Genomic DNA, 26920 nt, shown 5'->3' with positions numbered 1-26920 from the left:
CGTGAGTGTCATCATCGATAACTTCGACGTCTTCACGGGTGGGTTCTGGATCACCCTCCAGATCTGCATTCTCTCCGCGATAGGGGCCCTGATCCTGGGTGGCCTCATGGCGGTCCTGCGAATTTCCCCGGTGCCGCCGTTGCGCGCGGTCGGCACCGCGTATGTCACGATCTTCCGCAACCTGCCGCTGACGGTCGTGATGTTCTTCGCCGCCTTCGGCCTGCCGACGCTCGGCTCCAACGCCGACTTCCTGCGGATCCCGGTGCTCGACGTCGTCTTCACGCGGCTCGGCACCGACCTGCCGTACTTCCGCTTCGCGATCATCGCGCTCACGCTCTACACCGCCGCCTTCGTCTGCGAGGCACTGCGCTCGGGCGTGAACGCGGTCTCCCCGGGGCAGGCCGAGGCCGCCCGGTCGCTGGGCCTGACCTTCATCCAGAACCTGCGCTACGTGGTGCTGCCGCAGTCCTGGAAGGCGGCGGCGGTGCCGCTCGGCTCGGTCATCATCGCGATGATCAAGAACTCCGCGCTGGTCGGCTTCTTCGGCGTTGTCGGCGACCTCTCCAGCGCCGCCGACCAGCTCACCTCGGCCGGCGGCTTCCCCTTCATCCCGGTCGCCATCGGCATCTCGATCGGATACCTGATCATGACTGTGCCCCTGGGCATGTACCTCGACCGGCTGGAGAAGCGACAGGCGGTGGCCCGATGAGCCAGAACCTCGCCGTCCTCTACGACAACCCCGGCCCACGGCAGCGCAAGATCACCTGGATCAGCAGCATCGCCGCGGTGCTGGCCCTCGGCTGGGCCGCGTACGCCCTGATCTACAAGCCGCTCGACGACAAGGGCCAGCTCTCGATGGAGCTCTGGGGCCCGCTGATCGACCCCTCCAACGAGTACTTCGTCGCGGTCTGGGAGCGCCTGGGCTTCGGCTTCCGGCAGACCCTGGTCGCCGCTGCGCTGGCCATCGTCACCTCGCTCGTGCTGGGCACGGTGCTGGCCGTGCTGCGAATTCAGCTCAAGCACCTGCTCAAGCGCCGCTTCACCGGCCTCTCCGCGGTGGCCGCCTATCCGCTGCGCGGACTGAGCCGGCTGCTGGCGGTGGTGACCCGGATCTGCGTCGAGGTCTTCCGCGGCCTGCCGGTGGTGTTGACGATCTTCTTCGTCGCCCGCGGCCTTCCCGAGTTCGGGATCACCTTCTCCACCCTGACCTACCTGGTGATCGGTCTAACCATCTACAACATGGTGGTCATCGGCGAGATCCTGCGCTCCGGCATGGAAGGACTGCCCGGCGGCCAGGCCGAGGCGGCGTCGGCGATCGGGCTCTCGCCGTTCCAGACCACCCGGATGATCCTGCTCCCGCAGGCGTTCCGGATCATGCTGCCGGCGTTGATCAGTCAGCTGGTGGTGGTCCTCAAGGACACCTCGCTCGGCTTCATCATCAGCTACGAGGACACCCTCAACATCGCCAAGCAGCTCATCGGCGCACTGGACAACCCGATCCAGGTCTACCTCCTGATCGGCGCGCTCTTCATTCTGGTGAACTACTCGCTGTCGAAGCTGGCCCAGTACGTCCAGCGCCGGCTCGCCCGCGGCAGCAAGACCAAGCAGACCCCGATTCCGCCGGACCCGTCGACAGCGCTCACCGCGCAGGCGACCGGCGGCGGGAACTGACTGCCCACCAGCTCTCGGGACGGGCGCGACGCGCCGCCTGAGGCAGAAGCACTGATACGGCCCGGGCCGGCTGGAGAGTCTCCAGCCGGCCCGGGCCGTTGTTCAGCACTGCCCGTCCGCCGCGGGCCACCGGCGAGACCGGACGGCCCCGGCCAGGCGCCCCCAGGTCAACGGACGGTCCCCGTCAGGAGCGTCAACGGCCGGGGCCGGCCTGGCGCCGCGAGGATCAGCGGGCGACCTCGGTTGCCCGGGACTCCCGCACCACCGTCACCCGGATCTGCCCCGGATAGGTCAGCTCCTCCTCGATCTGCTTGGCCACGTCCCGGGCCAGCACCGCCGCGCCGATGTCGTCGACCTCGTCGGGCTTGACCATCACCCGGATCTCCCGGCCGGCCTGCATCGCGAAGACCTTCTCCACGCCGAGCTTGCCGGCGGCGATCTCCTCGATCCGCTCCAGCCGCTTGACGTACACCTCCAGGCTCTCCCTGCGGGCGCCCGGGCGTCCGCCGGAGCAGGCGTCCGAGGCCTGGGTCAGGACCGCCTCGACGGTCTGCGGGGGGACCTCGTTGTGGTGCGCCTCGATGGCGTGCACGACCTCCTCGCTCTCGCCGTAGCGGCGGGCCAGGTCGGCGCCGATGATGGCGTGGCTCCCCTCCACCTCGTGGGTGAGCGCCTTGCCGATGTCGTGCAGGAACGCGGCCCGCTTGACCGTCGGCACGTCCAGGCGCAGCTCGGCGGCCATCATCCCGGCGATGTGCGCGGTCTCGATCAGGTGCTTGAGCACGTTCTGCCCGTACGAGGTCCGGTAGCGCAGCCGCCCGAGCAGGCTGGTCAGCTCCGGGTGCAGGTCGGTGATGCCGACCTGGCGCAACGCGTCCGCAGCGGCCCGCTCGCAGAGCTCGTCGACCTCGCTGCGGGCCCGGTCGTAGACCTCCTCGATCCGGTGCGGGTGGATGCGCCCGTCGAGGACCAGCTTCTCCAGGGTGAGCCGGCCGATCTCCCGGCGGACCGGGTCGAAGCAGCTCAGCAACACCGCCTCGGGGGTGTCGTCGATGATCAGGTTGACGCCGGTCACCGACTCGAAGGTCCGGATGTTGCGTCCCTCGCGGCCGATGATCCGGCCCTTCATCTCGTCACCGGGCAGGTGCAGGACGCTGACCACGCTCTCGGCGGTCTGCTCACTGGCGACCCGCTGGATGGCATCGACGACGATGCCCCGGGCCCGCTGCTCGGCGGTGTTACGCGCGTCGGTCTCGATGTCGCGGATCAGCAGCGCCGCCTCCCGCTTCGCCTGGGTCTCCAGCGACTCGATCAGTTGGCTGCGCGCCGCCTCGGCGGTGAGGCCGGCGATGCGTTCCAGCGCGCGCCGGCGTTCCTCCTCGGCGAGCTGCAGCGCCGCTTCCCGCTCCTTGAGCTCCTCTTCCCGCTGAGTGAGCTGTGCGGCCGCGGCCAGGAGCCCCCGTTCACGTTCGGCGAGCCGCTCGACATCCTCGGTGTGCAGCCGCTCCCGTTCGTCCATCCGCTGCGCCCGGCGCTCCACCTCGGCGGCCTGTTCCCGGGTGGTGGCCGCCAGCATGGCCGACTCCCGCTCCCCGCTGCGGCGGGCGGCGGCCCGGAGTTGCTCGGCGTCCGCCTCGGCCTGCCGGTGTGCCCGCTCCAGCACGGTGTCGGCCTCGGCACGAGCCGCATCGAGCACCCGCCGGGCCTCGGCGCGAGCCGCTTCCGCCTCTGCCTGGGCGGCGGCGGCCTCGGCGCGCGCTGCCGCGGCTGCCGACTTCGCGATGTCCGCGGTGGTGTAGGCCTCGTCGGCGGCGTTGCGCAGGGCCGCGAGGGACTGCTCCTGCCGGTCCCGTTCGGCGTCGAGCGCCGGGTCGGCGACCGGCGCCGCGCCCGCAGCGCCGAGGTTGCGCACCGTCCGCAGGCCGAGGAGCAGGGCCACCACCACGACCGCGGCCAGCAGCGCCACCGCGACCAGCAACGTGATCATCAGGCCGCTCATGTCGGCACCGTCCGGTCTTCACTGCCTCGTCTTGCGCCCCACCCCGCCATGCTGCCTCCCCTGCACCGTCGCACGTCACGCGCGACCCATACGGCTTCGATGCCCGACCGAGGCGACTGGCCGTGGGTACGTTGGTGCCCGCCGCCGTGCAGTTCGACACGTCGGCGACCGGGTGGAGTTGTCACGTCGACCGCGCACGGCCTGCCGCTGTCGACGTCCAAGCCGTTGAGCTGGTCAAATTGTTTCGAGAACGTTACGCGATCTATGTTGTGAAAATTCGCCTGCGCTGGTCGGGCATTTCGCCTACTCGCGAGGCTAGGGCGCGCAGGGCGCATCGGTCAAGACAGCCCGATCACGCCCAAGTACGGCAGAGCGGGCCGCTGCGTACCGGGCGATCCGGCACAGCGGCCTCAGCTGTAGCGCTGCCAGAGATCCCGCAGCGGCTCCCAGGTCTCGCCCATCCCCTCGACCCAGTAGGCCCGGACGTACGCGGCCACCGGCGCGTTCGCGTCGTCCCACCACAGCGCGCCGACGATGCGCTTCTTCTCGCCGGTGCCGACCGTGTACGCGTACTCGACGTAGTTGCCGTTGCTGCGCGCCGAGGGTGACGCCTTCTTGGTGGCCGGCTGCACACCCGGGGTCAGCGCCGGGGCGTCGACGGCGTACTTGAGATTCTGGAGCTGGGCCTTGTCGCGCTCGGCGACCGAGGAGTACTGCACGAAGTAGATGTTCATCGCACCGACCTCGCACGAGACCTTGGCGACCTCACCGGCGGCGAGAGTCGGCCCGTCGAGCTCGCCCTCCTTGAGGCAGCCGCCCATCCAGGGCATCCAGCCCTGCGCGAGTCGGCTGAGCTCCGGGGTGAACTTCTGGGTGTTCATCACCAGTTGCTGCTGCTCGAAGACGCCCAGCCCTGGTTCGGGCGCGGGCGCCGGCGCTGCTGCGGGCGGTTCGGGGGCGGTCGCCCGTCCGACGAAGAAGCCGGTGGCACCGAAGACCAGCAGCCCGGCGAGAGCGCCGATCGCCAACCCGAGCAGGAGCTTGCTGCCACGCGGCGCCGGCGCGGCCTCGATCCGGGACGGCGTGCCGCCACCCTGGTCGGCGAACGGATCGAGACCGTACGAGCCGGCCGGGATCCCGGAGTTCGGCGCGGCCGCGTCGGCGCCGTACGGCGCGCCGATCGGCGGGTAGGGGTTCGCCGGCTGGTAGGGGCCCGGGGCGTATCCGCCGGCGGCCGGTGGGGGCACCGGAGAATAGTGCCCGCCCGACCCGCCCTGAACCGCACCGCCTGATCCGGCCGACGGATAGACCTGGTTTCCCGTCGAGACCGGGTTGACCTGATCGCCGCGCTGACCGCTCTGCGGTCCTGCATTCTGCCCCTCGCCCACGAGGAGGAACGCTACCAGTCCGGTACACCCTCCACTTTCCGCATCCGTTGCGGTCCGCGCTTGCCGGCGGAAGGGCAAGGACCCTTACCGCCACGCCTTGTGCCCCAACGTGATCCGGCGACAAATCTGAATTCGCAGGAGGTGCGGGCTGCCACTTTCGCGCCGGGTGGCCGGCTCGATATCGGAACAGTCCACATGGGAAACGGCCGGGGATGGTGGGCGCCCACCATCCCCGGCCGTTTCAGCCGATCAACCGCGTCGATCTCATCGGAAAGTTTCCGGAAGATCCCGCGGGCGGTCTCAGCTCTCGGCCGAGACCTCCGCGCGCCGGCGGCCGAAGACCACCAGCGCGACGCCGCCGGCGGCGAGCAGCGCGCCGAAGCCGGCGATGCCGGCCGCGTCCACGCCGGTCACCGGCAGGCTCGGGCCACCGCTACCGCCGCCGCCGGCATTGTTGGCGCCGCCGCCGTTGTTCGCGCCGCCGCCGTTGTTGGCGCCGCCGCCGTTGTTGCCGCCGCCGTTGTTGCCGTCGCCGTCGCCGTCGTTGCCGTCGCCGTCGCCGGGCTCGCCGCCGCCACCACCGTCGCCGGGGTCACCCGGCTCGCCCGGATCTCCAGGGTCGCCCGGATCTCCAGGGTCGCCAGGGTCACCGGGGTCGCCAGGGTCGCCCGGGTCACCAGGGTCGCCCGGGTCACCAGGGTCGCCAGGATCGCCGGGGTCACCCGGATCGCCAGGATCCCCAGGATCGCCGGGGTCACCCGGGTCCCCAGGGTCGCCAGGGTCGCCAGGGTCGCCAGGGTCGCCAGGGTCACCCGGGTCGCCCGGCTCCGGCGGCTCAGCGGTGACGTTGTAGCCGGGGTCCTCGGCCTCCTCAGCCGCCGAAGCGGCCGAGGCGCCAAAGGTCGCGACGGCGAACGTGGCGATCGCGACGGCACCGAGTGCCGCCCCCGCCCTGCTCACCGCGCGGATGGTCCTGCTGCGCATGGAATGGTTACGCACCAAATTCCTCCCCATCGCCATGGTGGATCACCATGGTCACCCTGCCTACGTCGAATAGCGGATCATGAAATCCAGCGACCGTAGGACCTGGACAAGATACCCCGCATCCATGACGGTATTGAATCCCTCCACCATGGATGGCGCTCTTGGCCACTGCCGCCGAATGAGCGGAGCGCGCGCGTGCAGGGCTGCTCGGACCATATCGAATCCGGACGAATTCCATAGTGGCCGGCGGTCGATATCGCAATCACTCCGTTATTGACGTGACGCCATCGGCGAACAGCGCGTCCGTCGTCGGGTGCGGTTCGTTCGCACCCCGCAGTCACCGGCGGAGGTTCTCTCGCCGGTCAGTGGGCCGTCGGCCGATCCAGGTCCATCTCGGACTCGACGGCGGCGAGCGCGTCCGCGTCGATCTGCTCGGCGAACTCGGCAGCCTCCGCGTCCCGGGCCGCCAGTGCCTCTTTGACCGCGGTGATGGCGACCCCGGGCGGATAACCCTTGCGGGCGAGCATCGCCACCAGCCGCCGGAAGACCGCTTGGGGCTCCCCCCGGGCAGTGCGCAGCTTGCGGTCGACCAGCGCCCGCGCCGTCTGGGCCTCGGTCTCCGGATCCAGCTCACCGAGTGCCTCGGTGGCGATCTCGCCGTCAACGCCGCGCTGGCGCAGTTCGTTGGCGAGCGCCCGGCGCGCCAGCCCACGGCCGGTGTGCCGGCTGCTCACCCAGGCGCGGGCGAAGGCCGCGTCGTCGATGATCCCGACCTCGTCGTAACGGTCGAGCACCTCGGCGGCGACCTCCTCCGAGATTCCCTTCCGGGCCAGGGCGGCCGCCAGCTCCGCCCGGGTACGGGGTCGGACGGCGAGCTGGCGCAGACAGATCTCCCGCGCCTGCTCGCCCTCGTCACGAGCAGACTCGGGCGGTGTTTCCTGATCGTCGGTGTCGGGCGCGGTCCGCCCGACGCGGCGCCGGGCGTTTCCGGTGCCGAAATTGCCCGTACGGGACGGGGCGGCATCCCAGCCCCGCCCCGTACGGGCGCCACGTCGTCCAACCATGGTCGGCTACCGGTCAGAAGTCGACCGGCGGCAACTCCGGTCCGCCGGCGGCGTCACCGCCGGCTCCGGCTCCGACGCCGAGCTTCTCCAGGATCTTCTTCTCGATCTCGGCGGCGACGTCCGGGTTCTCCCGGAGGAACTCGCGGGCCTTCTCCTTGCCCTGGCCGAGCTGGTCACCGTCGTAGGTGTACCAGGCACCGGACTTGCGGATGATCGACTGCTCCACCCCGACGTCGATCAACGATCCCTCACGCGAGATGCCCTTGCCGTACATGATGTCGAACTCGGCCTGCTTGAACGGTGCCGCGACCTTGTTCTTCACGACCTTTACCCGGGTGCGGTTACCGACCACGTCGGTGCCGTCCTTGAGGCTCTCGATACGCCGCACGTCGAGGCGGACCGAGGCGTAGAACTTCAGGGCCCGGCCACCGGTGGTGGTCTCCGGGCTGCCGAACATCACGCCGATCTTCTCGCGGAGCTGGTTGATGAAGATCGCCGTGGTGCCGGTGTGGCTGAGCACACCAGTGATCTTGCGGAGCGCCTGGCTCATCAGCCGGGCCTGGAGGCCGACGTGGCTGTCACCCATCTCACCCTCGATCTCGGCCCGCGGCACGAGCGCGGCGACCGAGTCGATGACGATGACGTCCAGTGCGCCGGAGCGGATCAGCATGTCCGCGATCTCCAGCGCCTGCTCGCCGGTGTCCGGCTGGGAGACCAGCATCGCATCGGTGTCGACGCCGAGGGCCTTGGCGTACTCCGGGTCGAGCGCGTGCTCGGCGTCGATGAAGGCGGCGATGCCGCCGGCCCGCTGGGCGCTGGCCACCGCGTGCAGCGCCACCGTGGTCTTACCGCTGGACTCGGGACCGTAGATCTCCACCACCCGGCCGCGGGGCAGGCCGCCCACGCCGAGCGCCACGTCCAGGGCGATCGAACCGGTCGGAATGACCGCGGTCTGAACGACAGGCCGCTCCCCCAGCCGCATCACTGAGCCCTTGCCGAACTGCTTGTCGATCTGCGCGAGAGCTAGGTCGAGTGCCTTCTCCCGGTCTGGCGCTGCCGCCATCGATGCCACCCCTGACTTTGCCGGCGTCTTCGAGCTCTTCGTCACGCGGGACACGCTAGGCCCTGGGTACGACAGAAAACCAACCAGGTGCCGGTGACCTGTGGACAAGCCCCTCGCTGTGGACAATAGCCGAACAGGTGTACGACTCGCCAAGTGACACGCCGATCGATCCGGCGCCCGTCAGCGCAGCCGGGACGGCACCCGGTCGGGGTACGCCGCACAGACCGCCCGCCAGACGACATGGGTCTGCTCCCCCTCGGCGAGCGCCTGCCGGATCGTCCGCCCGTCCAGCTGGGCGAGGACCTGATCGGCGGCGATGCTGCCCGCGTAACCCGGGCCGAACGACTGCTCCAGCCGCGCCCAGAAATCCGTGAGCCGCACCCGTCACCCCTCCTCGTCGCGCCGGACCGGATCCGGTCTCCATCGCAACGCTAGCGCCACCAGCGGCACCACCGCGAGCGCGGCGAGCAGGGTCAGCACCGGGTAGCCGGCGTAGGCCACGACGAAGCCACTGACCGCCCCGCCCCCGGCCCCGGCCAACCCCATGGTCATGTCCGACAGCCCCTGCGCGGCGGGCCGGTCCGGGGTCGGCACCGACTCCGACAGCAGGGTGGAGCCGGCGACCATGGTCCCCGACCAGCCCAGGCCGAGCAGGACCAGCCCGACCGAGAGCAGCGGGGTGTCGTGGCCGGCGGTCCCGGCGACCGCGCAGGCCGCCAGCAGCAGCGCGCTCGCGCCGAGGATCACCGCCCGCCGGCCGGCCCGGTCGGTCAGCCAGCCGACCAGCGGGGAGAACGCGTACATGCCGGCGATGTGCAGGCTCAGCACCAGGCCCACCACCCGCAGTACGTCGGCTTCCCCGTGGAACTCGCCGAGCCGTACCGGTGTCATGGTCATCACAGCGACCATCACCAGGTGCCCCACCGCCATCGCGGCCGCACCCAGGCGGGCATCCGGGCGGCGCAGCACCACCGGCACCGCCGACCAGACCCCGCGGGTACGCCCCGGCGCGCTCGCGTCCGCAGGTGCCAACTGACGTGCCGTCAGCAGCGGATCCGGGCGCAGCAGCGCGAAGAGCAGCACCGCCGCCAGCGCGAAGGCAACCGCACTGACGATGAAGGGGCCGGCCAGCGGCGGCAGCCCCATCCCCCGGACCAGCGTCCCCGCCTCCGGGCTGAAGTTGGGGGCCAGCACCGCGCCGACGGTGGTGGCCCAGACCACCAGCGAGAGCTGCCGGCCCCGGCGATTCGGCTCGGCCAGGTCCACGGCGGCGTACCGGGCCTGGAGGTTGCCCGTGGAGACACCGCCGAAGAGGAACATGCCGACGAAGAGCAGCGGCACCGACCGGGTGACCGCCGCCACCACCACCAGCGCCGCGCCGAAGGCGCCGATCAGGTACGCCAGCACCAGGCCGGGACGCCGCCCCGAACGGCTCATCATCCGCGTCACCGGCACCGCGAGCAGCGCTCCGCCCACCACCGCGGCGCTCGACGCCAGGCCGGAGAGGGTGGTGCCGGCCACGTCCTGGGCCAGCAGCGCACCGACGCTGAGCCCGATCGTCACGCCGATGCTGGTCACCACCTGCGTGGCGACGAGAGTCCGGAGCGTACGGCGTTGGATCGCTCCGGTGGCCGGCGGCGGCTCGGTGCGGGTGATGTCGGCGACCACTGGCCCTCCCGGCAGATGTTCCTACCGGCTCATCCTCGCCCACGGCATTCCGTACGGCCCACCGGGTTTCCGGCGGAGCGCCGACCCGGGCGGATTCGACGGCTGCGCACCGGCCGGATCGGCGTACCTGGTCAGCCGGTCTGCCACCGGGCCCCCTCCACAGGGTCACGGCCGCCGGCGGCACCTGCCACCGGCGGCCGTGACCGCCACCCGTTACGGACGCAGATGGTTGGCGAAGACGTGCTGCGCCAGCCCGTCGCCGGAGGCCAGCCCGGCCTCGGCGTCGAACCGGAAATGCACACCGAGGTAGATCCGGCTGATCGCGTTCTCCTCGGCCGCCGCCCCGAAGCCGGTGAAGCTGCGGGTCACCCCCGTGGCGTACGGATCCACGGTGGTCAGGGTGAAGGTCATGTCGTCGGTGCCGAAGTAGCGCCGCATGATCCCGGCCCAGGCCCCGGCGAAGGTGGCGTGCCCGGAGGCGTACGCGGGGAACGGCGGGGAGAACGAATTGCCGGCATGGTCCTTGGAGAGCGGCTGCCAGTGCTCGTCCTTCACCGTCTCCGCCACCCCGTCCTGGTCCGCCAGCCGGATCGCCGTCTCCGGCCGCCAGAGGTCGATGGCGGTCAGGAACTTGCCGTCCCGGGCCACGATGCCGGCGTCACCGAGCGCCAGCCCGACCAGTCCGAAGAGCCGGACCTTCTCCATCAGCGGAAGTCCCCGCTGCTCCGCCAGGATCGCGGTGTGCTCCAGCAACTGCCCCGGGGGCTTGTAGGTGCCGTCCAGGTCGTTGGCCCAGAAGTGCGCGATCTGGGTCTGCTCGGCGGTACGCACGGTGGAGTTGCGCGCCCCGTAGTCCTTGACCTCGTTGACCTGGACGCCGTAGGCGGGCTTGGCGAGCAGGTGGGCGTAGGACGTGGCACCCAGCGGCGGTGCCGGACGGAACTGGGAACCGGAGGTCATCGTGAAGGGCGTGACCAGACCCCAGTTCGGTGCGAGCGCCGGCCGGGAGTCGGTCGGGCGCCAGGCGCCGGGCACGTTGTCCAGCTGGTAGGGCGCGTCGTTGGCCGCACCGTCGTTGCTGCGCGCCTGCACCATCGCGGCAGCCGCTTGCGCGCCGATGTAGGAGCTGCGGTCGAGCTGGGCCTGGCTGACGCCGTTGGGCAACTGAGCGGTGGCGGCGCTGAGGTCGGCGTCGAAGTTCCGGCCGGGGAAGGCCGCCACCAGCGCGGCGTGCGCCGCCTTGTTGATAGCCGCCTCCGGCGACGCCGCGACGCTGTCCGCCGGGACCGACACCCGGGTCAGGTACGGCTGACCGGTCGGGACCACCGATGTCGCCGCGTCGTACATCGCCCCCAGGACCATCGCCCCGGCCCGGCCGAGCACCGTCGGTCCGGCCGCGGTACCGGTCTCTTCGGCATACGTCTCAAGCAGGACGTCGTTCCAGTAGCGCATCGGATCGAACGGCGCCTCGGGGAGTTCGACGAGCGAGACGTTGTCCAGCCAGGCGGTGTAGGCACCGCTGCCGCCGAACTGGAAGAGCAGCTGCCCGTCGGTCACGGAGAAGGGCGAGGTGAAGGTGTACGAGACCTGCCGGGCGTCGGCGCCGAGGGCAACGGGTCTGCTCAGCGGCGCGGCATGCGGTGCGCTCTCCCGCTGCACCACCGCCTGGATGGTGCGTCCGGCACTTGCCGAGGCGTCGAAGGTCAGCCGGTAGCTCTGCCCGGCCCGCAGCCGGACACCGCTCTGGCCGACCATGTCGTCCCAGAGCTGGGTGGTGCCGGCGGCGACGTCGACCCGCAGCCGCTGGCTGTCCAGCGCCAGCTGCCGGCCGGCGCTGCGCCACCAGGTGGAGGTGTCGCCGTCGAGGGCGCCGTTGCCGATCAGCTCCGTCTCCTGCAGGGAGACGTTGTCGAGGCAGACGGTGACCGCCTGCGGCCGGCCACCGAGCTGGAGGACGACCTGCCCCGCGTTGCTGGTGGCGGCGGCGGTGAACGGCAACGAGATCCGGCGCAGGTCGCCGTTGACATGCACCCCGTGGTCCAGGCTCGCCGGGTGGGACGTCCCCTCGACCTGGACCCGGGCCCGGATCGTCATCGCGGTGCTCGCCGACGCGTCGAAGGAGAGCGTGTAGGCCCGGCCGGAACTCAAGGCGAGCCCACTCTGGCCGACGACCGCGTCCCAGACATTGGCCGTGCCGCCGGCGACGTCGGCGCAGAGCCGGCCGGCGACGATCCCGGTGGTGGTGTTCTGGCTGTTCCACCAGGGCCCGGTGGTGGTGTCGAACGTGCCGTTGGCGACCAGTTCGGTCAGGGGCACGGCCGCCGCGGGAGCGGCGGGCAACACGAGGATGCTGCCGATTGTCGTGACGAGCGCGGCGCCGGCCAGTAGCCGGAGTCTGCGTTTCACGCCCGGTGCGGGCGCGGTGGCGGATGGAGACAGGTGATGGTCCACCGAGGGGCTCCCATACTGACGGACCCGGGTCGGGTGCCAGGAGTCTCGCCAGCCTCGTCCTCGCCGTGGTAGCGCGACGGACACGCTCCGCTACCACCGTGGTCTGCCCTATCCGGCCTCCTCCACAAGCGAGAGACCGACGAGCTCGACCCGGAGGTCCTCGGCGTGCCCGCCGAATTGGAAGGTGATCTCACCAGGGACGATGTCCCGGTCGGGGACGAACGAGTAGCTCCGGTGGCACAGCGTGGAGCCGGCATGGAAATCGCGCATCAGCACTGCCCGGTACTCCGGTGGCCGGTTCTCCTGCACCGTGACCCGTAGCCGCACCGCCGCACTGGTCCGGATGTCGAAGGCGAGCGTGTACCGGCGCCCCTCGGTCAGTACCAGTTCGCGGCGCATGAGGATCGCGTCCCAGGGCTCGGCGGTTCCGCCCAGCACCCGGATTTCGAGCCGGCCGCCGTCACCGGCGACGTCGAGATTGGAGGCGCTCAGGTCCCAGCGACCGGGTGTGCTGAACGCCCTGTCGTCAAGCAGCTCCGCGCCGGCCGGCCGGGAGGCGACAACACAACCGCCGGCCCCGGCGCCTTCCTCGCGGACCACCGCGGAGGCAGGCCGGTCTCCGCGGGCGACGAGATCTGCCCCTTCGGCGCTCTCCGCCACGACGAGCCGGTCACCGACGAGACCCGCGACGGCGCCGAGGAGAAAAGCCGACACGGTCGAGGCGATCCACCACCACCGGCGCAGGCCCGGCGGTGCAGGCACCACCGTCACGGACGGCTCCGGCAGCACGGCCGGCACCGGCACCGGTTCCGGGGCACCGGCGTCCCGGAGGTCCGGCGGCAGCGCCAGCACCCGCCAGACCCGGCGCCACCGTTCGACCTCTTCCTCGATCTGCCCCTCGGGCCAGGACCGGGCGCGCAGACAGGCCGTGACGAAGGCCTCGACGAACTCCAGCCGCGGCAGCCGGGGCAGCCGCTTGCCGGTGAGCACCTCGTGAGTGGTGCTGACCGACAGCGATCTCACCCCGTGCCGGCCGGCGGAGGCCGGCGGCCCGGACAGGGACCGCAGTACCCGCAGGGAGGGGCAGCCCGCCCAGGTCCTCAGCCGGTTCAGCTGCGCCACGAACTGGCCCCCGTCCCGGGCCACCCCGGGATCAGGGATGCCGGCGAGCCGCCGTTCATCCGCCTCATCGAACTTCGCCGTTCCCATAGTCCGTACATGATCTCAGCGCGACGTGACGATCACCAGGGGCCACGATTCCCTCCGGAGTCCGAGCGAGGTAATCCGCAGTGGATCGGCGGCCGTCTGTCCCTGTCCGGCCTGGTCCGGAACCGTTTGGCGATCTTGCCGGACATCGCGTCCGGTTGCTTGTCTCGGCACGTGGACTTTCGACTTCTCGGGCCGCTGGAGATCGGGTACGGCAACCGGACCCTGACGCTGGACGCGGCCAGACAACGCGCTGTGCTCGCGGTTCTCCTGCTGTCGGCCAACCGTTCGGTCGGTGTCGCCTCGCTCGCCGACAGCGTCTGGGGAGACCGGCCGCCCCCGAGCGCGGCGCGGACGATCCGCAACTACGTGTCGCGGATCCGGCAGGTGCTGCCCGAGCAGGTTCTGCACACCACCGGGCACGGTTATCTGCTGCGCGTCGAACCGGACGCGCTCGACCTGCACCGCTTCGAGCAGCAGGTCGCCCACGCCCGGACGGTGCGCGAGACCGATCCCGCCACCGCGGCGAGAGCACTGCGCGCGGCCCTGGCACTGTGGCGGGGACCGGCACTGGCCGACCTGGGATCGGCGGCGATCCGCGGTCTGGAAGGTCCGCGTCTGCGGGAGCTTCGGCTCAGCGCGGTTGAGGACCGCATGGACGTCGAACTGCGACTCGGGCACCACACCGCACTGATCGGCGAATTGCACCGTCTCGTTGCGTACCACCCGCTGCGGGAACGGATCGTCGGCCAGCTGATGATCGCGCTGCACCGGTCCGGGCAACGGGCCGATGCGCTGGCAGTGTTCCGCCGCACGCGCAGGCACCTCGTCGACGAACTCGGCATCGAGCCGGGGTCGGCACTTCAGCGCGTACACCGGGAAGTGCTCACCGGCGCGCTGCCGGCACTTCGGCCCCGACGATCACCGCAGAAGCGGCCCGCGCTCTCCTGAGCGCTCACCACAGGGCGGGCGGTGCGAAGGTTCCTGCGGCCGGCGTACGGCTCAGGTGGTGAAGCCCCGCGGCGTGGCGGGCCGGAACGCGTGCCGTACCGCCTCGGCCAGCGCGTCCGTCCGGGCCGGGTCGAGCCGGCTGACCGTGATCCGGATCCCGGCGGGCGCGCCCAGCCGGAAGCGTGCCCCGGGCGCCACCGCGAAACCGGCGTCGCGCAGCGCGGCCACCGCGTGGGTCTCGTCCGCCACCGGCACCCAGATGTTGATGCCGCTGCGCCCGTGCGCCGGGACCCCGCGCTGCCGCAGCGCCGCGAGTAGGCCCTCCCGCCGCTCGGCGTAGCTGCGGCGCGCACCCGCGACGATCTCGCCGGCGGCCGGGTCGCTCCAGAGCCGCAGCGCAAGGCGTTGCAGGACGGTGGAGACCCAGCCGGAGCCGATGCTCATCCGGCCGGCCACCCGCGCCACGGTTGCCGCGTCACCGGCGAGCACTGCCAGGCGCAGATCCGGCCCGTACGGCTTGCTGGCCGAGCGCAGGAACGCCCAGGAGCCGGTGGCCCCGGCCAGCGGGTGCAGCGTCTCGGTGGCAAGTTCTGCGGCGTGGTCGTCCTCGATCAGCAACAGCTCGGGCGCACCCGCCAGCAGGTCGCGCAGTGCCCGCGCCCGGGCGGCGCTGATCGCGGCCCCGTACGGGTTCTGGGCGCGGGCGGTGACGATCAGCGCCCGGACACCGGCGGCGAGCGCGCCGCGGACGCCGGCGACGGTGGGCCCTTCGTCGTCGACGGGCACCCCGACCGGGGTGAGTCCGAGGGCGGCGACCAGATCGAGCAGGTTGCCCCAGCCGGGGTCCTCGACGCCCACCGCGTCGCCCGGGGCGAGCCGGGCGGTGAGCAGCCGCTCGATGCCGTCGAGGGCGCCGCTGGTGACGGTGACGGCCTGCGCCGGCACGCCGTCGGCGGCCAGCCGCGCCCGGGCGGCGTCGACGACGGCCGGCAGCACCCCGACGTCGGCGTAGCCCCTCGGCGGATCGTTCTCGGCGGCTAGGGCGGCCAGATGCGGTGACAGCGGCGGGAGCAGCCTGGTGTCCGGCTCGCCGGAGGCGAGGTCGAGCGCGTCGGCGGGGACCGGCAGCTGCGCGGCCGCCCGGGTCGCCGCCACCGGCGGCCGGGGCCGGACCCGGGTGCCGTTGCGCCCGGCGGTGGCGACCAGGCCCCGCAGGCGGAGTTCCTGGTACGCCTTGGCGACCGTGCCCGGGCTGACGTCGAGGTCGGCGGCGAGCGCCCGGACCGGCGGCAGCGCGGCGCCGCCGGGGAGGTGACCGTCGCGGATGCCGGATTCCACGCTGGCCGAAATCTCGGCGGCGCTCCGGCCGGTCACCTGATATTGTTCTGCCACAATTACGAGATTGTACTAGTACAAAAGGCGATTGTCACATGTATCAACCGACCAGCCGGACCACCGCCAACCGCGACCGCGGCCGGATCAGCTACGACCGCGCCGCCGCCCACGCGATCCTGGACGAGGCGTACCACTGCGCACTCGGCTTCACCGTCGACGGCGAGCCGCGCATCCTGCCCACCCTGCACGTGCGGCTCGACGACACCCTCTACCTGCACGGCTCGACCGGCAGCCGGCCGCTGCTGGCCGCCCGCGGCCCCGACGGACTGCGGGTCTGCGTCTCGGTGACCCTGCTCGACGGGCTGGTCTACGGCCGGTCCCAGTTCCACCACAGCGCCAACTACCGCTCACTGGTGGCGCACGGCATCGCCGGGCTCGTCACCGGCCGGGACGAGAAGACCCGGGTGCTGACGGCCCTGGTGGAGAAGCTCGGCACCGGCCGCAGCACCGAGAGCCGGCCCCCCACCGCGAAGGAGCTCGCCGAGACCGCGCTCCTCGCCCTGCCGCTGCACGAGGTATCGGTGCGCACCCGCAGCGGTGGCGTCCGGGACGAACCCGAGGACCTGGGGCTGCCGCACTGGGCCGGCGTCGTGCCGCTGCGCACCGTCCACGGCCACCCCGAGCCGGCCCCGGGGGTCACCGCGCCGACCCCTGCGTACCTGCCGTTGGGCTGAGCCAGACCGCGCGCCCGCCCGACACCAAGTCACCGCCGTCGATCAGGTGGTCCAGTACACAGCTCAACCTGCGGAATTGCGTCGACTCGCCACCCCCGCAGGTCCGATGATGACCGCGTGCTGGGCATCACCGACATCTGGACGTACGTGTTGGGCACGGTGGCGATCATCCTGCTGCCGGGGCCGAACTCCCTCTTCGTGCTCTCCACCGCCGCCCGCCGGGGCGTACGGTCCGGCTACCGCGCCGCCGGCGGGGTCTTCATCGGCGACGCGCTGCTGATGCTGCTCTCCGCCGCCGGTGTCGCGACGCTGCTCAAGGCGTACCCGCCGCTCTTCATGGTGATCAAGTATGCGGGTGCGGCGTACCTCGGCTACGTCGGGCTGACCATGATCCGCGGCGCCTGGCAGCGCTGGCGCACCCGCAACGACCCGGACACCCCGCGGCTCATCGACGCGGCGGAGCCGGCGGCGACCGAACGGCCCTTCACCAAGGCGCTGGTGATCAGCCTGCTGAACCCGAAGGCGATCCTGTTCTTCATCTCCTTCTTCATCCAGTTCGTCGACCCGGCGTACGCGTACCCGGCGCTGTCGTTCCTGCTGCTCGGGGCGATCGCCCAGGTGACCAGCATGCTGTACCTGACGGGGCTGATCTTCGCGGGCACCTTCCTGGCCGCGCAGTTCAGCCGGCGCCGGCGGCTCGCCGCCGGGGTCACCAGCGGCGTCGGCGCGCTCTTCGTCGGCTTCGGCATCAAGCTCGCCACCGCCGGCCTCGCCTGACCCCGCGCACCGGCGCAACGGTCAGGTGCCGCCACCGCCGCCCTCCCCGGATCCGCCGCCGATGCCCTCCAGGCCGATGCCGGGCCGCTCCGGCTCGCTCGGCGGCCGGTTCACGTGCATCACCTCGCTGATCGGCTCCGAAGGGCCGCCGGCGGCTACGTCGCCGTGGTGGTTCAGCGCCCGGCGCAGCCACCCGTCGACCAGCGCCGGCCACTGCTGCCGCCCGGCACCGGCGTGGCGTACCCGGAAGCGGCTCACGCTGGCGTGCGTCAGCCCCGACAGTGCCAGGCGGCGGTCCAGCCAGAAGACCACCTCGAGCTCCTCGGGGCCGGCGACGAATGTCACCTCCAGCTCCGTGATCGGCCCGGTGTAGAGCGGCGCGACCCAGTAGCCGAGCAGCTGGTGGAACGGGAGCAGCTGCCCGGCCCAGGGCAGGCGGCCGTAGCGCAGGCCGACCTGCCGGGGAGTGAAGGCGAGCGTGTGCAGCGCGTCGAGGACACCGGCCTGCGCGGGCAGCGGGTGCACGAAGACCGGAACCGTCGGTCCCTGGGCCAGGCCGGAGCCGACCCGCACCTCGGTCCGCAGCGCCATCCGCAGGTTCAGCGGCACCTTGCCGTCGACCACCGTCACCGGGGTCTCCCACGGCACCGGCAGCGCGAAGTCCACGGTACGGGTCTGCCCGGCCGCCACGGCGAACCCGCCGGCGGCCGGGGCCGAGCAGAACTGCAGCAGCCTCCGCCGCGCGTCCGGCGACGGCGACTCGACCTGCGTGAGCAGGCCGACCCGGATCTCGTCGACCGGCACCGGCAGACCGCCCGCCGAGACGGTCACCCGGCCGGGCAGCGACATGCCCGGCCGGGTGCTCGGATTACCGAGGGTGGTGCGGACCGCAAGACCTGTCCACGCCGACTCCGGGGACACTCCCGTGTACCCCATGCCGCACCCCCGTAGTGCCTCAGCGCATCCGCCGCCCGCGAGGCACCGGATCCGTCTCGTCGTCGAACTCCCCGATTACCTCCTCGAGGAGGTCCTCCAGGGCCACGAAGCCCACCGGACGGTCCATACCCGCTCCGTTGACAACCAAGGCGAACTGCGCCTGATCGGCGCGCATCGACCCGACCGCCTCGGTCACTGTCGCCGCGGCCGAGAGCCGGAACGCCGGGGTCATCAACGACCCGGCGGTCTCCGTACGCCCCGCCGTGGTCGCCCGTAGCGCCTCCCGGACGTGGACCATGCCCACGACCAGCCCTGCCGGGTCGACCACCACCAGGCGGGAACGCCCGCTCTCGCGGCTGACCTGCTCGATCCGCTCGGCGGAGTCGTCAACACCGACGCTGACCATCCGCTCCACCGGCTCCATCACGTCGGCCACCTTGGTGGCCTGCAACGCCAGCATGCTGGTGAGCAGCTGGTGCTGCTCGGCGCCGAGCAGCCCGTGCTCGCGGGACTGCTCCAGCAGGATCCGCAGCTCGGCGGGGCCGTGTGCCTGCGCGAGCTGATCCTGCGGGGTTACCCGCACCGTCCGCAGGATCACGTTCGCGAGCCAGTTCAGCGCGGAGAGCACCGGACGCGCCACCCGGGCGAACGCCCGGAACGGCAGGGCCAGCAGCAGCGCCGACCGCTCCGGGTGGCTGATCGCCCACGACTTCGGTGCCATCTCCCCCACCACCAGGTGCAGGAAGGTCACCAGGGAGAGCGCGAAGACCAGCGCGATGACGTGGCTGGCACCCGACGGCAGACCCACCGCCTGCAGCAGCGGGCCGAGCAGCTGCTCGATCGCCGGTTCGGCGAGCGCGCCAAGACCCAGCGTGCAGAGGGTGATGCCCAGCTGCGCGCCGGCGAGCATCAGGGAGAGTTCCCGCAGCCCGTCCAGGGCGGCCTTCGCGGCGCGGCCACCACCGGAGGAGACCGCGTGCTCCAGGCGGTAGCGCTTGCTCGCGATCAACGCGAACTCGGCCGCGACGAAGAACGCGTTCAACGCCAGCAGCACCACGGAGACGAAAAGGGCCACACCCGCGCTCATGACAGCACCCGCATCCGCACGGAGTCGGCCACGTGACGGTCGACGGACAGCACCTCGACCAGCACCCGCCGGTCCTCCTCGTCCTCGGACTCGGCCTGCATGATCATTTCCAGTTGGTCGCCGACCTCCGGCACCCGGCCGAGCTCACGCATCACCAGACCGGAGAGCGTGTCGTACTCCGGCGCCGCCGGCAGCTCGATACCCGTGCTGTCGGCGATCTCGTCGATCCGCAGCCGGGCCGGCACCACCCAGGAGCCGTCCTCCTGCCGCACCGCCGCACGCTCCGGCAGGTCGTCCTCGTCGAGGATCGGACCGACCAGCTCCTCGGCGAGGTCCTCCAGGCTGATCACACCGGCGAAGCCGCCATACTCGTCCACGACGCAGGCCAGCTGCCGGTGACCGGCGCGCATGCGCTCCAGGACCTTCGGCAGCGGCAGGGTCGTGGGCACGAGCATCGGGGGGGTCGTGACCGAACGCGCCGTCGTCGTGGCGCGGCGCGCGGCCGGCACGCCGAGGATGTCGGCGATACCGATCACGCCGATCACGTCGTCGACGCCGTCGGCGCCGGTCACCGGGAAGCGGGAGTGCCCGGTGGCGAAGAGCTCGACAACCCGGGTCAGCGAGTCGTCGGCGCGTACGGTGTCGACGTCGACACGGGGCACCATCGCCTCCGCCGCCGTCAGGGTCCGGAAATCCAGGCCCCGGTCCAGCAGGATCGACATCTCCGGGTCGAGGTGTCCCTCCTGCCGCGACTCGGCGATGATCTGTTCCAGGTCCTCGGGAGTGGCCCCGCTCGGCAACTCCTCGATCGGCTCGATGCCGACGCGGCGCAGCAGCCGGTTGGCCGCCCGGTCGAACAACCGGATCACCGGTCCGGCGATCGCCATGTAGGCGAGCGTCGAACTGGCCAGCGCCCGGGCGACCTGCACCGGCCGCGCGATGGAGAGGTTCTTGGGGGCCAGCTCGCCGAGCACCATCTGCACGATGGTGGCGATGACCAGGGCGAGCACGACCGCCAGCGGCAGGCTGACGCTGCTCGGCACACCGGCCACGCCGAGCAGGCCGGCCAGCCCCTCGCCCAGGAAGGGCTCGGCGACGTAACCGACCAGCAGGGCGGTGATGGTGATGCCCAGCTGCGCGCCGGAGAGCATGAACGACAGCCGGCCCGTGACCTCGAGGGCCCGGGCCGCTGACTGGTCGCCGCTGTCGGCGAGTTGCTTGAGCCGGCCCCGGTCGACCGCCACGTACCCGAATTCCTGGGCGACGAAGTAGCCGGTGGCGGCCGTGAGGACCGTGATAAGGAGAAGCCCGATGGCTATGGAGATCAACACGGGAGGCTCAGTGCTCCCTGCGGAGAGCCGACGGAATGGCGCAGCCGGGTCAAACCCGGCTCGCTACTGCTGCCCTCCTGGGCAGAAGATTCGATCATGCGCCCTATTTTATCGACACCACCTGAGCGTCCGCTGACACGGCGGCCGGTGTTCGTGGCACCGGCCGCCGTACCGGGTCAACCGCCGGTGGCGGAGCCGCCCGATCGGGTGTCCTTGGTGGTGTCGGCACCGGCGGTGATGCCCGGGACCGTGGCGGCATCGGCGGCATCGCTGTGTTCGGCGAGTTCGTCGACCACCAGCGTGTCCGGGCGGTAGGTGCCCGATCGGTACGCGGCCCGGCCGATCATCTGCGCCGACACCGGCGCCGTCATCATCTGGAAGACGCCGACCAGCAGGATCATGGTCAGGTCGGCCGGGGAGTTCAGCCGCAGCGCCACGCCCGCCAGCATCAACAGCACGCCCAGCACCTGCGGCTTCGTGGAGGCGTGCATCCGGGCATGGACGTCCCGGAAGCGCATCAGCCCGATCGCCGCCGCCAGGCTCAGCGCCGCGCCGGTGATCAGGCAGATGGCGGAGAGCACCGTGGCGACGGAATCCCAGGTCACGACTCCTCCCCGGCAGCGAAGCGGACGATGGAGACCGAGCCGGCGAAGCCGAGCAGCGAGAGCACCACCAGCACGGGCAGGGTGGTGGCGTGCCGGTTGATCGCAGCCTCCGCGCCGACCGCTGCGACGATGACCGCCAGCAGCACCTCGGAGCCGACGACCCGGTCCAGCAGGCTCGGTCCGCGCACGATGCGCACCAGCGCCAGCACCGCGGTCACGGAGAGCAGCACGGTCACGGTCACGATGACCAGGATGTTCACTGGAAAACTCCTTCAAGCTGCGGCTCGGCCCGCACCTGCGCCAGCTCCGCCGGGGAGCCGAGCGAACGGACGATCATCCGCTCCAGCAGGTAGACCCGCTGCCGGTTGATCCGCAGGTCCTCAGGGCTGCGCACCTCGAGAACATGCAGGTAGAGGGTGCCGGTCTCGCGGTTAACGTCGATGATCAGCGTGCCGGGCACCAGGGAGACGACCTCCGCGGTGAGGGTCAGGTTGAGGTCGCTCTTGACCCGCAACGGCACCCCGATGATGGCACTGCGCGGTGGGCTGGCCGGGCGTACAGCGAGCCAGGCGACATGGAAACTGGCGGTGATCAGCTCGTAGTTGAACCGGATCACGAAGGCGAGCAGGGCCAGCGGGCGCAGCCGGCCGCCGAAGGTCACCGACGGCAGCGGGAAGAACACCAGCACCGCGACGGCCACTGCCATGCCGCCCAGCAGATTGCCGAAGGTGAACTCGCCCCAGAGCAGGTTCCAGATCACCACCAGCCAGCCGAAGGCGATCAGCTCGTCACGGAAGCGGCGCCAACCCCACCGCTTCACCGGCGTGGTCGGGGTCGTCATTCGGTACCTCCCGGGAAGACGGCCTCCACGTACGGCACCCGCTCACGCAGGTCCGTCGCGGCCTCGGTCGTGGCGTCGAAGAGCGGACCGGCGATCAGGGTGAGCGCCAGGCCGAAGACCACCAGGCCGATGGTGGCGCCGACCATGGTGCGCGGCAGGCGCGCCGGCGCATCCGCCTTGGGGAGCGCGACCTGCGCCGGCCGCCAGAACGCCACGCTCCAGACCCGGGCGATGGCGTAGAGGGTGAGCAGGCTCGTCACGGTGCCGCCGGCGACCAGCGCCCACGCCAGCGGGCCACCCTCGACCACACCGGCCTGCAACAGCCCGATCTTGCCGAGGAAGCCGGAGAAGGGCGGGATGCCGGCGAGGTTGAGCGCGGGCAGGAAGAACAGGATGCCCAACAGCGGCGCCATCCGGGCCAACCCGCCGAGCTCCTGCAGGTTGGTGCTGCCGGCTCTTCGTTCGACCAGCCCCGCCACCAGGAAGAGCGTGGTCTGGATCGTGATGTGGTGCAGCACGTAGAAGATCGCACCACTGAGCCCGGCCACCGTGCTCAGCGCCACCCCGAAGAGCATGTAGCCGATGTGGCTGACCAGGGTGAAGGAGAGCAGACGTTTAATGTCCGACTGCACGACCGCGCCCAGGATGCCGATCAGCATGGTCAGCAACGCCACGACCATCAGCAGCTCGGAGGTGCGGCCGCCGGGGAAGAGCAGCGTCTCGGTACGGATGATCGCGTACACGCCGACCTTGGTGAGCAGGCCCGCGAAGACCGCCGTGACCGGCGCCGGCGCGGTCGGGTAGCTGTCCGGCAGCCAGGCCGACAGCGGGAAGACCGCCGCCTTGATCCCGAACGCCAGCAGCAGCATCAGCTCCAGCACCAGGCGCAGGTTGTCCGGCAGGCCGTCCAGCCGCTCGGCGAGCTGGGCGAGGTTGAGCGTGCCGGTGGCGGAGTAGATCAGGCCGATCGCGCTCAGGAAGATCATCGACGAGAGGAGGCTGACCACGACGTACGTGGTGCCGGCCCGGACCCGCACCTCGGTGCCGCCGAGTGTGATCAGCACATAACTCGCCGCCAGCAGGATCTCGAAGCCGACGAAGAGGTTGAACAGGTCCCCGGAGAGGAAGGCGTTGGTGACGCCCGCGGTCAGCACCAGGTACGTCGGGTGGAAGATCGTCACGGGGGCTTCCTCGTGACTGTCGTTGTCTCCCTGGCCCACGGAGTAGATCAGGACGCAGAGCGTCACGGCCGCGGAGACCACCAGCATCAGCGTGGCGAGCTGGTCGGCCACGAGCACGATCCCGATGGGCGCGGGCCAGCCGCCGACGTTCACCACCAGCGGCCCGTTCTGGTAGCTGAGCACCAGCAGCGCGACCGACACGCCGAGCGTGGCGCTGAGCACCGCCAGGCTGACCACCCGCTGTGCGCGGGGCCGGCTCGCCAGCACCAGCGTCAACGCGGCGCCGAGCAGCGGCATCATCACCGGCAGTGGAACGAGGTACCTCATTGTTCCTGGCCCTTCTGCCGCGGCCGGTAGGGCCCTGGTTCTTCGTCCTCGACCTGTTCGGGGTCGGCCCGGCGGTCCTCGCCGCCGACGTCCTGGCTGGGCACCTCGTCGCGCTCGGCGAGCTCGACGATGCGCCGGTCCTCCAGGTCGTCCTGGACTTCGTCGTTGCCGGTCAGCGCCCAGCTGCGGTACGCCATGGCCAGCAGGAACGCCGTGATGCCGAGTGTGATCACGATGGCGGTGAGGATCATCGCCTGGGGCAGCGGGTCGCTCATCTCCTTGTCGCTGAGACCGATGATCGGCGCCACGCCCCGGTTGCCGCCCATCAGGATCAGCAGGTTGACGCCGTTGCCGAGCAGGATCACCCCGAGCAGGATCCGGGTGAGGCTGCGCTCGAGCAGCAGCCGCACGCCCGCGGCGCAGAGCACGCCGACCGCCAGGGCCATCACCAGGGCCGGGCCCTGGGCCGCCTCCGTCATGACTGCCTCCTGGTGGTCATCGCCTCGTCCGAGGTGTCACCGGCCTCGATGTGGCGGTCCACCTCGGCGCCGAGACTGCGCAGGATGTCGAGCACGAGACCGACCACGATCAGATACACCCCGATGTCGAAGAAGAGGGACGTGACGAGATAGAAGTCGCCCACCCCCGGCAGGAAAAGATCGATCTTGTAGCTCTGCAGCGCGTCGGCCCCGAAGATCATCGGCAGGGCGCCACTGAGCACGGAGATCGCCAGGCCCGAGCCGAGCACCACGCCGGCGCCGATCGGCGCTGCCTCCTCCAGTTCGTACCGGCCGCCGGCCAGGTAGCGCACCACCAGCGCCAGCCCCGCGACGAGGCCGCCGGCGAAACCACCGCCCGGCGCGTTGTGCCCGGAGAAGAGCAGGAAGATCGAGAAGATCACCATGGTGTGGAAGAGCAGCCGGGTGACGACTTCGAGCACGATCGAGCGGCGCCGGTGCAGCAGCGTCGGTCCGCCCCGCAGCCAGACCCGCTGATCCTTGCGCCGGGCCGGACCGGACCAGGGTGTCGGCCGCCGCCGGGTCTGTGGCCCGACCCGCGAGCGCTGGAAGATCAGGCTCGCGACGCCGGTGGCGGCCACGACCAGCACGGAGATCTCTCCCATGGTGTCCCAGGCGCGGATGTCGACCAGCGTCACGTTGACGACGTTGCGGCCGTGCCCGAAGTCGTACGCGAGCTGGGGGAAGTCCACGGAGATCGGCACCGCGATCCGGCCACCGGCGGCGGCGAAGGCCATTCCGCCCATCACCAGCCCGACGACCAGCCCGATGGCGCGCCGCAGCCAGCGACTGCGCAGCAACGGGCGGGCGGAGAACTTCTCCGGCAGCCGGCGCAGCACCAGCACGAAGACCGCGATGGTGACGGTCTCCACCAGGAACTGGGTCAGCGCCAGATCCGGCGCGCCGTAGAGGACGAAGGTCACCGCCGTGGAGTAACCGGTCACGCCGACCAGGAGCATCGCGGTCAGCCGACGCCGGGCACGGACGGCGAGCAGCGCCGCCACGCTCATGATGCCCACGACAACGAGCTGCAGCGGGTTGTGCCAGTAGACCCAGTCGTCCGGCCACGGCCCGCCGATCAGCAGCGCCATGCCCGGCGCGGCGATCAGCGCGATCAGGATGGTGCCGAGGTACTGCGGCAGCGAACCACGCTGGGTGGCACCGGTCACCTCGATGGCGACCCGGTCCACCCGGTGCGTCACCCACTCGTACGCCCGGGCGCCGTTGACCGGGAACCGCAGCAGCCACGCCAGGGGGGTGATCTGCCGGCGTCCGGCGAAGAGCAGTCCGCCGACGAGCAGGGCCAGCGCGGAAAGCCCGAGCGCCGGGGTCAGGCCGTGCCAGAGGCCGAGGTGCACCTCCCCGGAGGCCTCACCGAAGAGTTCCGTGTACGGCTTGAGCAGCTTCTCAAACCAGCCGGAGAGCGGACCGAGCGCGAGACCGACGGCGGCGAGCACCGCAGGCGGGAGGAAGAGGCTGAGCTCGGAGGGCTTGACGTCGTTCGGCTTCACGCCCGGTTTGCTGGCGAAGGCACCCCAGAGGAAGCGGGCGCTGTAGGCGACGGTGAGCATGGTGCCGGCCACCAGCGCGGCGAGCACGATCGGCCACTCGAGCAGCGACTGGAAGACCGCTTCCTTGGCGACGAAGCCGAAGAGCGGGGGGACCCCGGCCATCGAGGCGGCAGCAAGGGTCGCCACAACAGCGACGCCGGGCATTCGCCGCCCGACCCCGGAGAGTTCGGGCAGTTCACGGGTCCCGGCCTGGTGGTCGACGATGCCGACGACCAGGAAGAGCGTGGACTTGAACAGGCCGTGCGCCAGCAGCATCGCCGCCGCGGCCAGCGCCGTTTCGGGGGTGCCGGCGCCGGCGACCACCACCAGCAGACCGAGCTGGCTGACGGTCCCGTAGGCCAGGACCAGCTTGAGGTCGGTCTGGCGCAGCGCGGCCCAGCCACCGAAGAGCATGGTGAGCGCGCCGAGGGTGAACAGCAGCGGCCGCCACGGGGTGATCACCGCGAAGACCGGGGCGAGCAGGCCGATCAGGTAGACGCCGGCCTTGACCATGGCCGCCGAGTGCAGGTACGCGCTCACCGGGGTCGGGGCGGCCATCGCCGCCGGCAACCAGAAGCTGACCGGGAAGATCGCCGACTTGGAGATGGCGCCGGCAAGGATCAGCACCAGCGCCGTGGCCAGGTACGCGCCACCCGGCAGGGCACCGGCCTCGACGATCTGCGACCAGCGGTACGTGCCGGCGTACTCGCCGAGCATGATGAAGCCGATCAGCATGGCCAGGCCGCCGACGGTGGTGACGATGAGGGCCTGGTTGGCGGCGCGCCGGCTGCCCTGCTGCTCGGGCTTGTGACCGATCAGCAGGAAGCTGAGGATCGTGGTGCCTTCCCAGCAGACGTAGAGCAGCAGCAGGTTGTCGGCGAGGACCAGGCCCAGCATGGCGGCGGCGAAGCCGACGAAGACGCTGGTGAAGCGGCCTAGCGCCGGGTCGCCCGCTTTGAAGTAGCGCGCGCAGTAGGTGAGCACGAGTGCTCCGACGCCCCCGACCAGTAGGAGCATCAGCCAGGACAGGGTTGTGACGCGCAGGTCGATGTCGAGGTCGAGGGCTCTGATCCAGCCGTAGCTCTCGGAGATCGCGCCCCCCTCGCTGACCTCTTTCCAGTGCGCCAGCGCCCATCCGAACGCGGTGGCGGGGACCAGCGCCAGCACGTAACAGGCATTCCGTCCCCACCAGCGGACAAGCAGCGGTGCGACCAGCGCCGCTGCGACGTGGAGGATGAGCAGCCCGACCATGC

At 71.2% G+C, this 26920-nt stretch carries 23 protein-coding genes and 1 pseudogene; 5 read left to right on the top strand and 19 right to left on the bottom strand.

Annotated elements, in window-relative coordinates; all coding sequences use genetic code 11:
• Nucleotide 1 precedes the first annotated feature (1 nt).
• Nucleotides 2-709, top strand: a complete 708-nt coding sequence (locus ACK8GG_RS10715) for an amino acid ABC transporter permease (protein ID WP_440350063.1) — start codon at nt 2-4, stop codon at nt 707-709.
• Complete coding sequence (locus tag ACK8GG_RS10710; RefSeq protein WP_440350062.1) at nt 706-1671, top strand: amino acid ABC transporter permease; 966 nt, start codon at nt 706-708, stop codon at nt 1669-1671. The genes ACK8GG_RS10715 and ACK8GG_RS10710 overlap by 4 nt, the downstream gene beginning before the upstream one ends.
• Nucleotides 1672-1897: 226 nt before the next feature.
• Here the strand turns inward: ACK8GG_RS10710 and rny are convergent, their stop codons facing one another.
• The 9 genes from rny to ACK8GG_RS10665 all read right to left on the bottom strand — a co-directional run bounded on the left by rny (nt 1898) and on the right by ACK8GG_RS10665 (nt 13497).
• The gene (rny, locus tag ACK8GG_RS10705) at nt 1898-3670 is read right to left on the bottom strand and encodes a ribonuclease Y (RefSeq protein WP_440353521.1); all 1773 of its coding nucleotides are present in this window, start codon (nt 3668-3670) and stop codon (nt 1898-1900) included.
• Between the two features lie 410 nt (nt 3671-4080).
• A complete protein-coding gene (locus ACK8GG_RS10700) occupies nt 4081-4917 on the bottom strand; it encodes a hypothetical protein (RefSeq protein ID WP_440350060.1) in 837 nt (278 codons plus the stop codon).
• Nucleotides 4918-5468: 551 nt separating this feature from the next.
• The gene (locus ACK8GG_RS10695) at nt 5469-5870 is read right to left on the bottom strand and encodes a hypothetical protein (RefSeq protein ID WP_440356193.1); all 402 of its coding nucleotides are present in this window, start codon (nt 5868-5870) and stop codon (nt 5469-5471) included.
• 534 nt (nt 5871-6404) lie between these two features.
• Nucleotides 6405-7106 (bottom strand): regulatory protein RecX, encoded by a 702-nt coding sequence (locus ACK8GG_RS10690; protein WP_440353518.1) that lies wholly within the window; start codon nt 7104-7106, stop codon nt 6405-6407.
• A 13-nt stretch (nt 7107-7119) separates the two neighbouring features.
• Complete coding sequence (gene recA / locus ACK8GG_RS10685) at nt 7120-8169, bottom strand: recombinase RecA (protein WP_440353517.1); 1050 nt, start codon at nt 8167-8169, stop codon at nt 7120-7122.
• Between the two features lie 180 nt (nt 8170-8349).
• Nucleotides 8350-8550, bottom strand: coding sequence for a DUF3046 domain-containing protein (locus ACK8GG_RS10680; protein ID WP_440356192.1), 201 nt, complete (start codon nt 8548-8550; stop codon nt 8350-8352).
• 3 nt (nt 8551-8553) lie between these two features.
• A complete protein-coding gene (locus tag ACK8GG_RS10675; RefSeq protein WP_440350054.1) occupies nt 8554-9837 on the bottom strand; it encodes an MFS transporter in 1284 nt (427 codons plus the stop codon).
• Between the two features lie 213 nt (nt 9838-10050).
• Nucleotides 10051-12243, bottom strand: coding sequence for a carbohydrate binding domain-containing protein (locus ACK8GG_RS10670; protein WP_440356191.1), 2193 nt, complete (start codon nt 12241-12243; stop codon nt 10051-10053).
• Nucleotides 12244-12396: 153 nt separating this feature from the next.
• Nucleotides 12397-13497 (bottom strand): carbohydrate binding domain-containing protein, encoded by a 1101-nt coding sequence (locus ACK8GG_RS10665; RefSeq protein ID WP_440350052.1) that lies wholly within the window; start codon nt 13495-13497, stop codon nt 12397-12399.
• Nucleotides 13498-13506: 9 nt separating this feature from the next.
• Here ACK8GG_RS10665 and ACK8GG_RS10660 point away from each other — a divergent pair, with 9 nt between their 5' ends.
• Nucleotides 13507-14445: an AfsR/SARP family transcriptional regulator gene (locus ACK8GG_RS10660; RefSeq protein WP_440356190.1), complete on the top strand. Its 939-nt coding sequence runs from the start codon at nt 13507-13509 to the stop codon at nt 14443-14445.
• A 51-nt stretch (nt 14446-14496) separates the two neighbouring features.
• On the opposite strand, the gene ACK8GG_RS10655 is transcribed toward ACK8GG_RS10660, so the two are convergent.
• Nucleotides 14497-15837 (bottom strand): aminotransferase class I/II-fold pyridoxal phosphate-dependent enzyme, encoded by a 1341-nt coding sequence (locus ACK8GG_RS10655; RefSeq protein WP_440356189.1) that lies wholly within the window; start codon nt 15835-15837, stop codon nt 14497-14499.
• 38 nt (nt 15838-15875) lie between these two features.
• Between ACK8GG_RS10655 and ACK8GG_RS10650 the strand changes: the two are divergent.
• A pseudogene (locus ACK8GG_RS10650) lies at nt 15876-16502 on the top strand (pyridoxamine 5'-phosphate oxidase family protein); the annotation flags it as partial.
• Nucleotides 16503-16631: 129 nt separating this feature from the next.
• Nucleotides 16632-17291 (top strand): leucine efflux protein LeuE, encoded by a 660-nt coding sequence (gene leuE, locus ACK8GG_RS10645; protein ID WP_440350049.1) that lies wholly within the window; start codon nt 16632-16634, stop codon nt 17289-17291.
• A 21-nt stretch (nt 17292-17312) separates the two neighbouring features.
• Here the strand turns inward: leuE and ACK8GG_RS10640 are convergent, their stop codons facing one another.
• The 9 genes from ACK8GG_RS10640 to ACK8GG_RS10600 all read right to left on the bottom strand — a co-directional run bounded on the left by ACK8GG_RS10640 (nt 17313) and on the right by ACK8GG_RS10600 (nt 26918).
• Nucleotides 17313-18227, bottom strand: a complete 915-nt coding sequence (locus tag ACK8GG_RS10640) for a sporulation protein (RefSeq protein WP_440353512.1) — start codon at nt 18225-18227, stop codon at nt 17313-17315.
• 19 nt (nt 18228-18246) lie between these two features.
• Complete coding sequence (locus ACK8GG_RS10635; RefSeq protein WP_440350047.1) at nt 18247-19314, bottom strand: hemolysin family protein; 1068 nt, start codon at nt 19312-19314, stop codon at nt 18247-18249.
• Nucleotides 19311-20639 (bottom strand): hemolysin family protein, encoded by a 1329-nt coding sequence (locus tag ACK8GG_RS10630; RefSeq protein WP_440350317.1) that lies wholly within the window; start codon nt 20637-20639, stop codon nt 19311-19313. The genes ACK8GG_RS10635 and ACK8GG_RS10630 overlap by 4 nt, the downstream gene beginning before the upstream one ends.
• A 182-nt stretch (nt 20640-20821) precedes the next feature.
• Nucleotides 20822-21250 carry a monovalent cation/H(+) antiporter subunit G gene (gene mnhG, locus ACK8GG_RS10625; RefSeq protein ID WP_440356188.1) on the bottom strand — a complete coding sequence of 143 codons (429 nt, stop codon included), beginning with the start codon at nt 21248-21250 and terminating at the stop codon, nt 20822-20824.
• Nucleotides 21247-21510, bottom strand: coding sequence for an MrpF/PhaF family protein (locus ACK8GG_RS10620; RefSeq protein ID WP_440350045.1), 264 nt, complete (start codon nt 21508-21510; stop codon nt 21247-21249). The genes mnhG and ACK8GG_RS10620 overlap by 4 nt, the downstream gene beginning before the upstream one ends.
• Nucleotides 21507-22091 (bottom strand): Na+/H+ antiporter subunit E, encoded by a 585-nt coding sequence (locus tag ACK8GG_RS10615; RefSeq protein ID WP_440356187.1) that lies wholly within the window; start codon nt 22089-22091, stop codon nt 21507-21509. The genes ACK8GG_RS10620 and ACK8GG_RS10615 overlap by 4 nt, the downstream gene beginning before the upstream one ends.
• Nucleotides 22088-23599, bottom strand: coding sequence for a Na+/H+ antiporter subunit D (locus tag ACK8GG_RS10610; protein WP_440356186.1), 1512 nt, complete (start codon nt 23597-23599; stop codon nt 22088-22090). The genes ACK8GG_RS10615 and ACK8GG_RS10610 overlap by 4 nt, the downstream gene beginning before the upstream one ends.
• On the bottom strand, nt 23596-24078 hold the full coding sequence (locus ACK8GG_RS10605; protein ID WP_440353511.1) for a Na(+)/H(+) antiporter subunit C: 483 nt from the start codon (nt 24076-24078) through the stop codon (nt 23596-23598). Before ACK8GG_RS10605 ends, ACK8GG_RS10610 begins: the two co-directional genes overlap by 4 nt.
• On the bottom strand, nt 24075-26918 hold the full coding sequence (locus tag ACK8GG_RS10600; RefSeq protein ID WP_440356185.1) for a Na+/H+ antiporter subunit A: 2844 nt from the start codon (nt 26916-26918) through the stop codon (nt 24075-24077). Before ACK8GG_RS10600 ends, ACK8GG_RS10605 begins: the two co-directional genes overlap by 4 nt.
• Nucleotides 26919-26920: the final 2 nt, after the last annotated feature.

The organism is Melissospora conviva, assembly GCF_049523535.1.
In the GTDB taxonomy this organism is placed as follows: domain Bacteria; phylum Actinomycetota; class Actinomycetes; order Mycobacteriales; family Micromonosporaceae; genus Melissospora; species Melissospora conviva.
This window is presented reverse-complemented; position numbering and strand designations above follow the sequence as displayed.

Coding starts and splice junctions, on each gene's coding strand:
- ACK8GG_RS10710 (WP_440350062.1), top strand. CDS start 706: ATGAGCCAGAACCTCGCCGTCCTCTACGACAACCCCGGCCCACGGCAG.
- rny (WP_440353521.1), bottom strand. CDS start 3,670: ATGAGCGGCCTGATGATCACGTTGCTGGTCGCGGTGGCGCTGCTGGCC.
- ACK8GG_RS10690 (WP_440353518.1), bottom strand. CDS start 7,106: ATGGTTGGACGACGTGGCGCCCGTACGGGGCGGGGCTGGGATGCCGCC.
- recA (WP_440353517.1), bottom strand. CDS start 8,169: ATGGCGGCAGCGCCAGACCGGGAGAAGGCACTCGACCTAGCTCTCGCG.
- ACK8GG_RS10665 (WP_440350052.1), bottom strand. CDS start 13,497: ATGGGAACGGCGAAGTTCGATGAGGCGGATGAACGGCGGCTCGCCGGC.
- ACK8GG_RS10660 (WP_440356190.1), top strand. CDS start 13,507: ATGATCTCAGCGCGACGTGACGATCACCAGGGGCCACGATTCCCTCCG.
- ACK8GG_RS10640 (WP_440353512.1), bottom strand. CDS start 18,227: ATGGGGTACACGGGAGTGTCCCCGGAGTCGGCGTGGACAGGTCTTGCG.
- ACK8GG_RS10635 (WP_440350047.1), bottom strand. CDS start 19,314: ATGAGCGCGGGTGTGGCCCTTTTCGTCTCCGTGGTGCTGCTGGCGTTG.
- ACK8GG_RS10615 (WP_440356187.1), bottom strand. CDS start 22,091: ATGACGACCCCGACCACGCCGGTGAAGCGGTGGGGTTGGCGCCGCTTC.
- ACK8GG_RS10610 (WP_440356186.1), bottom strand. CDS start 23,599: ATGAGGTACCTCGTTCCACTGCCGGTGATGATGCCGCTGCTCGGCGCC.
- ACK8GG_RS10605 (WP_440353511.1), bottom strand. CDS start 24,078: ATGACGGAGGCGGCCCAGGGCCCGGCCCTGGTGATGGCCCTGGCGGTC.
- ACK8GG_RS10600 (WP_440356185.1), bottom strand. CDS start 26,918: ATGGTCGGGCTGCTCATCCTCCACGTCGCAGCGGCGCTGGTCGCACCG.